The organism is Streptomyces sp. NPDC053560, from assembly GCF_044544605.1.
GTDB lineage: Bacteria > Actinomycetota > Actinomycetes > Streptomycetales > Streptomycetaceae > Streptomyces.
Map to the genome: position 1 here is coordinate 200,751 of NZ_JBITXI010000003.1, position 11,258 is coordinate 212,008.

The 11,258-nt window shown below is 69.2% G+C and carries 10 protein-coding genes; 4 read left to right on the forward strand and 6 right to left on the reverse strand.

Translation table 11 applies throughout. The features are described from left to right. Positions 1-107: 107 nt before the first annotated feature. Positions 108-317 (forward strand): hypothetical protein, encoded by a 210-nt coding sequence (locus ACIGQF_RS07785; RefSeq protein WP_399706858.1) that lies wholly within the window; start codon positions 108-110, stop codon positions 315-317. 229 nt (positions 318-546) lie between these two features. Continuing rightward, positions 547-1,278: a response regulator gene (locus ACIGQF_RS07790; protein WP_399706859.1), complete on the forward strand. Its 732-nt coding sequence runs from the start codon at positions 547-549 to the stop codon at positions 1,276-1,278. Here ACIGQF_RS07790 and ACIGQF_RS07795 read toward each other — a convergent pair whose 3' ends face one another. Both ACIGQF_RS07795 and ACIGQF_RS07800 read right to left on the reverse strand, forming a co-directional pair. Next, complete coding sequence (locus tag ACIGQF_RS07795) at positions 1,279-3,000, reverse strand: GAF domain-containing protein (RefSeq protein WP_399706862.1); 1,722 nt, start codon at positions 2,998-3,000, stop codon at positions 1,279-1,281. 126 nt (positions 3,001-3,126) lie between these two features. Next, on the reverse strand, positions 3,127-3,999 hold the full coding sequence (locus tag ACIGQF_RS07800) for a universal stress protein (RefSeq protein WP_399706865.1): 873 nt from the start codon (positions 3,997-3,999) through the stop codon (positions 3,127-3,129). A gap of 623 nt (positions 4,000-4,622) precedes the next feature. Between ACIGQF_RS07800 and ACIGQF_RS07805 the strand changes: the two genes are divergently transcribed. Beyond that, positions 4,623-5,348, forward strand: a complete 726-nt coding sequence (locus tag ACIGQF_RS07805) for a CBS domain-containing protein (RefSeq protein WP_399706867.1) — start codon at positions 4,623-4,625, stop codon at positions 5,346-5,348. Positions 5,349-5,646: 298 nt separating this feature from the next. Here ACIGQF_RS07805 and ACIGQF_RS07810 read toward each other — a convergent pair whose 3' ends face one another. Then, on the reverse strand, positions 5,647-6,117 hold the full coding sequence (locus ACIGQF_RS07810) for a DIP1984 family protein (protein WP_399706869.1): 471 nt from the start codon (positions 6,115-6,117) through the stop codon (positions 5,647-5,649). Between the two features lie 336 nt (positions 6,118-6,453). Between ACIGQF_RS07810 and ACIGQF_RS07815 the strand changes: the two genes are divergently transcribed. Continuing rightward, on the forward strand, positions 6,454-7,350 hold the full coding sequence (locus ACIGQF_RS07815; RefSeq protein WP_399706872.1) for an aldo/keto reductase: 897 nt from the start codon (positions 6,454-6,456) through the stop codon (positions 7,348-7,350). A gap of 51 nt (positions 7,351-7,401) precedes the next feature. On the opposite strand, the gene ACIGQF_RS07820 is transcribed toward ACIGQF_RS07815, so the two are convergent. The 3 genes from ACIGQF_RS07820 to ACIGQF_RS07830 all read right to left on the reverse strand — a co-directional run bounded on the left by ACIGQF_RS07820 (position 7,402) and on the right by ACIGQF_RS07830 (position 11,203). Beyond that, on the reverse strand, positions 7,402-7,884 hold the full coding sequence (locus ACIGQF_RS07820; RefSeq protein WP_399706873.1) for a spore-associated protein A: 483 nt from the start codon (positions 7,882-7,884) through the stop codon (positions 7,402-7,404). Positions 7,885-8,138: 254 nt separating this feature from the next. Continuing rightward, entirely contained in the window at positions 8,139-10,004 is a 1,866-nt protein-coding gene (locus ACIGQF_RS07825) for a coagulation factor 5/8 type domain-containing protein (RefSeq protein WP_399706875.1), read from the reverse strand. Positions 10,005-10,021: 17 nt separating this feature from the next. Then, positions 10,022-11,203: a chitinase gene (locus ACIGQF_RS07830; RefSeq protein WP_399706878.1), complete on the reverse strand. Its 1,182-nt coding sequence runs from the start codon at positions 11,201-11,203 to the stop codon at positions 10,022-10,024. Between the last annotated feature and the right edge of the window lie 55 nt (positions 11,204-11,258).

Genomic DNA, 11,258 nt, shown 5'->3' on the forward strand with positions numbered 1-11,258 from the left:
ACCAGGTCGAGGATGTCGGTGCAGGCGGCCAGGCCGAAGGTGTTCCCGGCACTGACCGACCAGAGCGGAGGAGGCGGCATCGTCTCCGTGCTGGCGGACCACTATGTGTGCGACCGGGCGCCCGGGACGTCGGGCAGCTCATCCGGGTGGTCGTGGACATCCGGTTCACCCACCGCTACACCGCTCCGTACCTCGACGGAGGCTCCGTACCCGTCTCCCCCACCGTCCCCACTCCCACCACCCGGGACACGGCAGCCGACACCACCTCTCCGCCTCGTCCCTCCTTCGACTGGTGGTGGGGCACCCTCCAGGCATGACCTGCCCAGCGCCGCACTCCGCGACCTCACCGTCGCTCCGTCGCGCGGGCCGACCGGCGCCGCGCAAGGGACTGATGGCCCATGGCTCTTGGGCCACGGTGGCGACACGCTGATGGCGGGGTTGCAGGAGGGGCTGGTCCCTGAGCGCGTCGAACGGAGTACGGCGTACCGCGGCAGCTACAGGCACTTTGCCCAGCACCATGCGTGGCACTTTGCGGGAGAGTGAATCATGAACGTCACACCGGGACCCGATGACGGTGAGCGTGAGCCCATCAGGGTTTTCCTGTTGGACGATCACGAAGTCGTCCGCCGTGGGCTGCGCGATCTCCTCGACACCGAGCCGGACATGGCGGTGGTGGGCGACGCGGCGGACGCCCGTCAGGCACTTGCCCGTGTCCCGGCGCTCCGGCCCGATGTTGCCGTACTCGATGTCCGTCTGGGCTCCTCCGAAGAGCACGGCGACGACGAAGGCATCATGGTCTGCCGGGAGTTGCGCGCCCGGCTGCCCGGACTCGCCTGCCTGATGCTGACCTCCTTCGACGACGACGAGGCACTCTTCGACGCCATCATGGCCGGTGCCGCGGGTTACGCCCTCAAACAGATCAAAGGGTCGGACCTGGTGGCCGCCGTGCGGACGGTGGCCTCCGGCAAATCCATGCTCTCCCCCGAAGTGACGGCCCGCGTCCTGACTCGTGTCCGAGGCCCGGCGACGCCCACCGGACCTCCTGAGCTCGCTCGCCTGACCCCGCGGGAACGGGAGATCCTGGACCTGGTCGGCGAGGGACTCACCAACCGTCAGATCGCCGACCGCCTCTACCTCGCCGAGAAGAGCGTGAAGAACCGGATATCCACCATCCTGTCGAAGCTCAAGGTGGAGCGACGCATCCAGGCCGCGGTGATCGCGGAGCGCGTACGCGACCGGGAGGATCCACCGCGCCACCCCCCTGACCAGCAAGCCTGATCACGCGGTGTGCAGAGGAACCTGCCATACGATCCGCGTTCCGCCACCGGCCGGTGTCTCCAGAACCATGCCGCCACCCAGCAGCTCCGCGCGGCCCCGCATGTTCGCCAGCCCGCTGCCGTTCCTCGACACGCATTCCAGTCCCACACCGTCATCCGTGACCGTGAGTACCACCTCGTCCGCCACGGACAACGTCACGTCCGCACGGCGGGCGCGCGCGTGCCGGGCCGTATTGCTCAGCGCCTCGGTCAGTACGGCGAGGATGTGTTCGGCGATCTCAGCGGGGATGTCGGTGTCGACCGGGCCGTCCATCCGCAGCGAGGGCGTGAAGCCGAGGGCCTCGCCGGCTTTGGCGACCACGTCGAGGGTGCGTCGCCGCAGCCCCGCCTCCTCCCGTGGCTGGGCCGAGGTGCGCAGGCCGAAGATGGTGGAGCGGATGATCTTTATCGTCTCGTCGAGATCGTCAACGGCCCGCCCGACGCGCAATGCCGCTTCCGGCCGCTCGATCAGGCGAGTGGCGCTCTGCAACGTCATCCCGGTGGCGAACAGTCGTTGCACGGCAAGGTCGTGCAGGTCACGGGCGATACGGTCGCGCTCCCGCAACGCGTCCAGCTGTTCCGACTCCCGCCGCCTGCGGTCCAGCTCCAGAGCGAGCGCAGCCTGTTCCGCGAAGCCGGAGAGCAGGGTGACGTCGTGTTCCGTGAAGGCCGGGCGTCCCTGCACGCGGCTCAACCGGATCGAGCCGGCCTCCTGCTGGTCCCGCAACAACGGTACCGCCACCGCCGGGCCGATGACCTGTGACCCGGCAGGCGCGTCGCAATCGCGGGAGTCGGCGCTCAGGTCGCCGGTGACCGCCGGCTCTCCGGTACGGGCCGCCAGCCCCACCAGCGAGCCGTTGCGCGGCACGACGGCGTCGGCAAGATGTGCGGCATCCGCGCCGTGCACCACCACTGCCCGCAATCCTCCCGTATCCGCGTCCGGCAGGAAGACAGCCACACAGTCCGCGTCGGCGAGCTCCCCGCTGCGGCGGGCGATCAGGTCGAGCGCTTCCCTGGTGTCGGCTCCGGACAGCAGGGCCCTGGTGATCTCGCCGAGCACTTCCAGCCACCGTTCGCGCGTCCGGCTCTCGTGGTACAGCCGTGCGTTGTCGATGGCCACTCCGGCGGCCACCGCGAGCATCGTCAGCACGGCCTCGTCGTCGGCGTCGAACTGCGCCCCGCCCCGTTTCTCGGTGAGGTAGAGATTGCCGAAGATCTCGTCACGGACGCGAATCGGTACGCCGAGGAAGGTACGCATCGGCGGGTGGTTCGGAGGAAATCCGTAACTGCTCGGGTGCTCGGCGAGATCGGTGAGCCGCAGCGGTTCGGGGTGACGGATCAGCTCCCCGAGGATGCCGTGCCCCGATGGCAACGCCCCTATTTTTGCTGCAAGTTGCTCCGATATCCCCACCGGCAGGAACCGGGACAGCCGTTGGCCGTTCTCGACGACACCCAGTGCGCCGTACTCGGCATCGGCAAGCACGACGCCCGCCTCGATGATGTGCTTCAGCACTTGTTCGACATCCAGGTCACTGCCGACGCTGAGCACCGCCTCGAGCAGGCTCTGCATGCGCTCGTGCGTGGCGCGGGCGCTGTCCAGGCGGAACTGCAACTCGTCAAGCAGTTGGTCCAGACGTAACTGCGGCAACACAGAGCGGCGCTCGTGGCTCCCCGAGTTCGGCATGGAGCGCGCCTCCCCGCTCCCTCGCGACCGATTCGCTCCCCTCTCCGCAGAGTAGCCCGTTGGCGGTGTTTTGCCTCCCGTGGGCACAGCGCTCTTCGAGCCGTCCCGCGAACGGTCGGACACAGCTCAGCTCTCCGGTACGACCGCTACCGGGCACTGTGCGTGATGCAGCACCGTATGGTTCACGGGGCCGAGCTGCAGCCCGACGCGGCCTTGGCGCCAGCGGGCACCCACCACGACCAGATCGGCGCTCTCCGACGCTGCCACCAAGGATGCGCCCGCCGGCCCCTCGACGGTGCGGCGCTTCACCGTCACCTGGCGGTATTCGGCCGGCTGCTCCGTGAGCACCTCCTCGAACAGGAGCCCCGCCTGTCGCTCATGCTCTGCCCGGCACTCACTGTGCGGTGCCTTGTGCTCGGACACCTCCCCGATGCCGCATCGCCATGCGTGCACCGCTTCGACCTCACACCTGCGCGCCGCGGCCTCGCGCAACGCGAAGGCCACGGCCGCCGCCTCGCGACGCCCCTCACCGATACCCAGCACCACCTTGCGCATCACGCCGGGCACACGGTTGGGGCGGCCCCGCACGACCACCACAGGGCAGCGGGCTCGCGCTGCTACGACGAGTCCGACCGAACCGAGCAGCAGCGACGCCAGCCGACCGCGGCCCCGGTGCCCGACGACCACGGCCTTCGCATGGTGGGCTTCCTCCAGCAACGCCGCCGTGGGGTCGTCCGGCAGGAGGTGCGTGGTGACCTTGAGCCCTGGCACGCAGCGGTTGGCTCGCTCGGCGGCGACACCGATGACCTGTTCCTCCATGACCCGTTCGGCGGAGGGTTCGGTCGACAGGTCGGGGAGGTGTCCCTCGTACCTCTCCCATCGGGAGGCGTACACAATGCGCAGCGGGCAGTCGTACCGGGCGGCCGCACCCGCTGCCCACTCCACTGCCTCCAAACTTGATTCGGATCCGTCGCATCCCACTACCAGCGGCTGTTCCACGGCTGTGCCCTTCTCCAGACCGGCCACTCGTCGTCAGCTTCGGTCGGCCGGTGCCTCGGAGGCAGGGGCCGATACGGGTCTGCCGGAGGGACTTTCGGCCCCACCGATGTGGCCGATTCGCCTGCACTTCAAGCAGTGTCGGCGGGTGGAGGCTCGCTGGTGGGCTCTGCACGGAGTGTGACCCGCACTGCCGATCGGCACGGCGTTCCGGGCCGTTCAGCCGCCGCCGGGGCCCGCCGGCCCCCTGCGGAAGGCGCCGGAAGCACCGGACGATGAGGGCGCAAGCGGGCCGGCGATGCAGGTGACGATGATGCAGATGACGAGCGGGTGCGGGCTGCTGAGCAACGGCGCCGGTGCCGGCGCCCCCCCACAATCGCCGCGGCGACCGGTGAGGATGCCGTACGTGCCCTTTACGGGCCGACCGGCTCCCAGGGTCTACCGGTCGTCGCGGTGCTGCTGGACCAGGCCGGACGCGGTGACCGCCCCGGACACACGCATCCGGCTGATACTCCGTACCGCACACGATCCCTACCTGCACCGCCCGCGAGCGCATCGCCCAAGCCCGCCACGCGGCACAGCTCAGTTCCACCGTCTCGCGCGAATGGAAAGAAGGGAGAGACAGGATGCACCACCGACCGATCAGCGACGTCATGAGCCGCGACGTCGTCGCCGTCCAGCGCAACGCCCCGGTCAAGCAGGTCGCGGCGCTGCTCGCCCAACACGGCATCAGCGGAGTACCGGTCATCGATGGTGACGACAAGGTGCTCGGGGTAGTGTCCGAGACCGACCTGATGGCACGGCAAGCAGCTCCGCACAACGAAACCAACCCGCGGCGACTCGGACGTCTGCACCTGGGCGGCAGGCGCACGGACCGGACCGAGAGCCGCGCGGTGACGGCCGGCGACCTCATGACCAAACCGGCCATCACCGTCGGCCCACGCCAGTCCCTCACCGAAGCAGCCGGCCTCATGGCCCGCCACCACTGCAATCGCCTGCCCGTCATCGACGTGGAGGGGCGTCTGATGGGCATCGTCACGCGCGGCGATCTGGTGAGTGTGTTCCCGCGCCCCGACAACGACATCCGCACGGAAATCATCGAAGAGGTGCTGGTCCGCACCCTGTGGCTGAAGCCGCACACCGTGGAGGTCACCGTGCACAACGGCGTGGTCACCCTGACCGGCACCCTGCAACGCAGCAGCGAAATCCCGCTTGCTGTCCGGTTCGCCTCCCGGGTCGACGGGGTCATCGACGTCATCGAACGCCTCGGCGCCCAGGAGGACGACACCCCTCTGCGCCCGAGCGAACAGGCACCGCACGGCACAGCGGAGGAGTGGCTGCGACGGATCTGACGACGCGCTGGGCAGTGCACAGCAGGGAGTCGAGGAGGTCCGCTCGGCCCTCCATGGCCAGTCGCTGTGATGTGGAAGACCCCGAACCCGCCCTCGGCGCCCGGATCTGCACGTGGTGATGTGCTGTGCGAGGTGCACTGTTACCTGTACGCGGTGCTGAGCTGCACTGTTGATGGGGAATCGAACCCCCGCGTTGCTCTTCACGCGCCAGGAGGGGCCGGAAAACCGCCGGCCCTCGGTGTGTGCACGCCTCCGAAACGCCTACCTGCTCCACATCGCCCCGGCCTGCCGGGACCGCTCAGTCCGGCAGATCGGCCTCCCAGTTCTTCCGCTGGATCCGCACGTCGATCTCCCGGATCGCTCGTGCCAGCTCGTCCGCCTGTCCGCGCAGCTCGGCGACCGGGAGCGCGGAGAGCATCTTCAGCTCGGACCGAAGCTGCCGGCCGTACCCCCGCTCGCCCGTACCCGCTGCCGCGTCCGCCGCCGCGGTGATCACCGAGTGACGCAACCGCAGTACGTCCCGGCGCGCGAGCGCGTCGGTGAGCGTACCGTCCTCCCCCATGTCCACCGCGGCGTTGGTCCGGTTGATGCGCCGGATCAACGTCTCGAGGGAGTCCATCACCTCACTGGCCTCGGCCAGCAGCAGAGCCGCGTCCTCTGCGGGTGTCTCGCCCTCTTGGTAACGCGCGCTGCTGACAACGCGCGCTCGCAGCTGTTCTACGCGCCGCGTCGCTTCCGCCCGTTCTGCCAGCGCCTCAGCAAGCTTCACTGTCTCCACCTCCCGTCCGTCGTGATCTTGCTTGAGCATACGGATGCGAGCGGCGCGAACGCACCGGGTTTTCATCCCGGAAGCCTCCCGGCATCTCCGCCGACCTGCCCCACCTGCCCGACCTGCCCGACCTGCTAAGATGCTGGCCAGCAGGAGAGCCTTCTCGGCGCGGATTCCGATCCGCCGGGGAGGCTTTTTTCATGCCCAGGTCCCACCCCGGCAGTGGTGGATCCGTTCGGCGAGCCTGCCCCACCGAGCGACGTGACCGCGCCCGCGGCCCCCATGGGTTTTCCCGTTCCTTGCCGACAAGAGGAGACGCATGCCATGTGCCAACAGATGAACACCACCGGAACACCCGGCACTTGGAAACTCGGCGACCTGACCGTCAACCGTCTGGGGTTCGGCGCGATGCGCCTGACAGGCACCGCACCGTTCGACCGCGGCGTGCCGCGTGGCCGGGAGCAGTCGATCGGCGTGCTCCGGCGGGCGGTCGAACTCGGCGTGAACCACATCGACACCGCCGCGTTCTACTTCTCCGCGACGCGCTCCGCCAACGAGCTGATCAACCGAGCACTGGCGCCGTACCCGGAGGACCTGGTCATCACCACAAAGGTGTGGCCGGGCCGCGACCCCTCGGGCGCGTGGTGGTGGGCCGCCCCGGGGCAGTTGCGCGGCCAGGTCGAGGAAAACCTTCGCCAACTCGGCCGCGACCACCTGGACGTGGTGAACCTGCGCGTGCCACCGAGCCGCCGGGCCGCACCGATCGGCGAGCACTTCGGCGCGTTGGCCGAGCTGCGCGACGCCGGGCTGATCCGCCACCTCGGCGTCTCCCACGTCACGTCCGCTCAACTGGCCGAGGCCCGTGCCATCGCCCCGGTCGTCTGCGTGCAGAACCCGTACGGGGTCGGTGCGGCGAAAGAGAGCCGGGCGCTCCTGCGCCTCTGCGGTGAACTCCGCATCGCTTTCGTCCCGTTCTTCGCGATCGCCGGCCCCGGGCGCGAGGCGGGCCCGGGACCCAGCGACAGCGCAACGGTATGCGCCGTCGCCCGCGCGCACGGTGCGTCCCCTGCGCAGGTCCGACTGGCGTGGACCTTGCAGCAGGGGGCGCACGTTCTGGCGATCCCGGGGACCAGTGATCCGGATCATCTCGCAGAGAACATGGCGGCCGGCTCTCTGCGGCTTTCGGATGTGGAGATGGAACGCCTCACCTCTCTGCGGGCGGCCGACGCATAGCGGGCCGTTGCGCGAAGCAGCCGCTTCACGTGCCCGACCCGCGCCCGTCCGTCAGCCGCAGTGGCCGCGGCCGTTGGCCCCCACGCCGGCGATCGCGGCGTTCCACAGGATGCACTGGCCACGGGCGTCCAGGTACACCGGTCCCGCATAGGCCGTGTAGTTGCCGCTGTCCACCACGTACGGCGCGTCGCGGCCGGCGTCGATGGCGAGCGAGACGGCCATCCACACCGGCGGGTTGCCGGGCGTGTTCCGGATGGTGACGGCGCAGTTCTTGCCCGTCGACTCGTTCCAGGTCACAAAGACCGTGCCGACGTCGCCGACCGGCGTCGAGTCGACGACCTTGTAGCCGCTGCCGCAGACACCGTTGTACACCGCCTGCGCCGAGGCCGGCGACGCGACGGCCGCGGTGGTCGTCCGGGGAGCCGCGGACGCCGGTGTCGCGAAGGCGGCCACCGCGCCGACCGTGACAGTGGTCAGCGCGGCGGTCGTGGCAGCACGACGGAAGAGCTTCATGGTGTTCCCCCAGTTCGTCATGTGTGGCGCTCACTGCGCCTGCCACATCAGACAAGGCTGCCCGCGGGATCGTTGTGCTCCGTGTGTCACCGTTCTGTCACTGTGCCGGGAGCGGCCCCCATCCCGCCGGGCGTCGGACACCGCATCCCGGCGACCGGCGACCGGCGACCGGCGACCGGCGACAACACGAACGGCCGCCGGTGTGGGGTCGGCGGCCGTTCGCTGCGGGGGGTGGAGTGAGAGAGGCGTCGTAGAGGTGCGCGTGCTGGACCCGCCTACGGGTAATCCACCACGTACGCCTCCTGGTTGCCCGTGTTCGCGGGGCCGCCCTGGTCGTTGATGACGTGGTTGATCGTGCCGGTACCACCGAGCGAGACCGCCACCATGTGGTGGAACTTCACCCCGTCCGCCTTGGGCACCTGGAAGGCGCGGTCGGCGGCCACCGACTTGTTGACGTTGAAGTAGCAGTAGCTGCCCAGCCCGTACGCCTGGTGATCGGTGACACCGTCGGCCACCTTGTACGCGGCGTAGCCCTTCGTGCCGCCGTCCATCCAGGCCGCCTGGTCCGGCGGGTCGTACGGCATCTCGTTCTGGAAGAAGTACGTCCGGCCGCCGTTGCCGTTCCAGACCACCTGGTCCTTCTGGTAGTGCTCGACGAACAGGCCGTACATCGTGACGTCGTCACCGTTGACGGTCAGGCCGTTGTCCGCGGTGTTCTGCGTCCAGCCGACTCCGTCGCCATGGTCGGCCCGCCAGATCCAGGTGTGGTCGCCGATGACGTCCGAGCTGTTGACGACGAGGCTCTTGGCCGCTTTGCCGACGCCCGCGCCGCCGACGCGGAAGTAGACGTCGTGGAGGGAGGAAGGATTGGCGGAGTGGTCCGCCGAAGCGCCCTTCTGGCCCATCTCCATCAACGTCTCCGAGCTTTCCTTGCCCGCGTCGATCAGCACGCCCGCGATCTTCGCGCCGTCGACGTCGGCCACCGACAGGGCGGTGACCCCGCCGTCCGGGACGAGCGTGGCGAGCCCGAGGCCGAGCACCACGGTGTCCGGCTTCGTCACCTTGATCGTGTCGTCCAGGTGGTAGACACCGGGCGTGAACAGCAGTTGCTTGCCCTCGTCCAGCGCGGCGTTGATCTCGGACGCCTTCGCGCCGGGCTTGGCGATGAAGAAATCGTCGAGCGGGAGCGACTTGCCCTTCGGGGCGCCGCCGGACCACGTGGTGCCCTGGGTGCCGGTGGCGACGTCGGGAACGAAGACCTGGTACGCGCCCGCGTCGTCGACGTAGAGGAACGGCTTCTCGCGGGACTTCGGGGTCTTGGCCACCGTGGTGAACGGCGGCTCGGGGAAAGCGCCGGCCGGTGGGTTGGTCGCACCGACGAACACCATGTTCCAGTTGGAGCCTTCCCACCCGCTCCACTCGGTGTTACGGGACAGGTACTGCTGCTGCGACCCCGAGGAGACCGTACCGTCGACCTTGGTGTCGGCGAGCAGGCCACCGCTGGACCAGCCGTGGTTGCGCGGGTCCAGCTGAAGGTTGCCCTTCACGTGCATACGGCGGAACGGCGCGGCCTGTGAGACGGCCCATCGGTCGGTGCCGTTTGCCGGGGTGACGGCCAGGTTCTCGGCGCCGCGCCAGAAGTTCTGCGTGGCGTTGTCGTCGAACCAGTCGGCCTCGGCGTGCACATCACCGTTGATGTCGGTGTCGTCGGGCGACAGACCGAGTCCGGCGATCTGCGTGTAGAAGCCGATGTTGGCGTCCACCTCGTACTTGCCCGGCTTGAAGAGCAGCGCGTGCCGTTCCTGGCCGAACTGGTCCTTCTCCTGCTCCTTGAAGACGGTGTCGAGCCGGGACTGGATCTCGTCCTTGGACATCGAGGGGTCGAAGACGTCGACATTGGGGCCGAGGTCGGGAGCGTCCGCCGCGGTGAGGTGCTGCTGCTTTTGCCCCAGCGTCTGCGTCTGCGCCTGCTTCTGCGTCGTGGAGTGTTCGGGACCGGCGCTCGCGCTCTGCGTGGTGACGAGGGTTGCGGTGCCGGTCGCGAGGAGCAGCGCGGTGGCTGCGGCGGGCAGGGCGCGGCGCCGTCGGTGGCGCGGCCGGTCCGCTCCGGTGGGTCCCTTGCGGTTGATGTTCAGCTTCACGGTGTCTCCCCGCCCCGTCAGCCCGTGTATCCGGCGAATATCTTGGCGAACTGCCAGGGTTCCTGGTCCACTCCGGAGCAGGTGTCGTCGTTGGGGTAGGCGCCGGGGCACGGACGGTCGCGGTTGGCCGACCAGTAGGTGAGCCGGGCGAGGTGGTGTTCCTGGGCGTAGTCGCGGATGGCCTCGAAGTTCTCCGGAGTGACCCGCTCGTTGACGTCGGTGATGCCGTTCATCGACGAGACGCCGCTGTGCCGGTAGGCCTCGTCGTCGCTGTAGCCGTAGGCGTCCTTGACGGTGTTCTTCAGGCCCTCGGCGGCCTTCTTGGTCAGTTCGCCCATGTCCTGGTCGCCGGCGTCGCCGAAGTCGAACGGCATGATCGTCCAGCCGTCCACCTCCAGACCGGAGTCGGCGGCCCGCTTGATCATGCTGTCGTCCGGGCCGTCCTGGGCGCTGGGGAACGTGACGTACGTCGCCAGGCCGGCGTTGTCGGCCTTCACCTGCTTCAGCGCGTCGATCGCCTTCTGCTGCACCTCGGGGTCGTTGTAGGCATCGCCCTCGATGTCGATGTCGATCGCCTTCAGGTCGTAGGCATCGATCACCTTCTGGTACGCACCGGCCAGCGCCGAGGCGTCCTGGCAGCTCTGCTCCAGCTTGCTGCCGCTGGCTCCGCCGAAGGAGGGGATGACGTCACCGCCCTTGGCGCGGATGGTGTCCACGGTCTTCGCGTCGACGCCGCCGGTGAGGGGCCGGCTGCCGTCCCACTGCGGATCGCACGCACCGCTGCTGAGGACGAAGGCCAGCGTGAACCACTTGACGCCGGTCGCGTCCATCACCGTCGCGGGATCGGGCGTATCGCCCCAGCCGTTGTACAGATATGGGGCCACGGCCTGCGGCGCGTCGGTGGCCTTGGGGCCGTCGGCCGGTGCGGCGTCGGCCGCCGCCATGGTCGCGCCGCCGATGACCGCAGCAGCGGCCACACCGAGCGCGCTCCGGCGGGCGAGGCGACGCTGCGAGACGGAACGCAGGCGCTGAGTACTACTTCCGTGACTGCCGTCGTGCCTGCTTTTGTGCCTGGTTCCGTGCCGTGCTGATGAACTCATAGCGGCTCCTGTGCGGTGTGGGGGGGGGAGGCGGGCGTCGGCCCGTGACGGCCGCACTGCCGTCGGTCGTGCGTGTGCCACGAAGTCGTGCGTGTGCACGAGGTGGTGCGCGTGCCACGAAGTGTTGAAGACCTGGACACTCAGGAGGGGGCTG

What these genes read in the sequence shown, in the direction of transcription:
- ACIGQF_RS07790 (WP_399706859.1), top strand. Translation starts at nt 547, where the DNA reads ATGAACGTCACACCGGGACCCGATGACGGTGAGCGTGAGCCCATCAGG.
- ACIGQF_RS07795 (WP_399706862.1), bottom strand. Translation starts at nt 3,000, where the DNA reads ATGCCGAACTCGGGGAGCCACGAGCGCCGCTCTGTGTTGCCGCAGTTA.
- ACIGQF_RS07805 (WP_399706867.1), top strand. Translation starts at nt 4,623, where the DNA reads ATGCACCACCGACCGATCAGCGACGTCATGAGCCGCGACGTCGTCGCC.
- ACIGQF_RS07815 (WP_399706872.1), top strand. Translation starts at nt 6,454, where the DNA reads ATGAACACCACCGGAACACCCGGCACTTGGAAACTCGGCGACCTGACC.
- ACIGQF_RS07820 (WP_399706873.1), bottom strand. Translation starts at nt 7,884, where the DNA reads ATGACGAACTGGGGGAACACCATGAAGCTCTTCCGTCGTGCTGCCACG.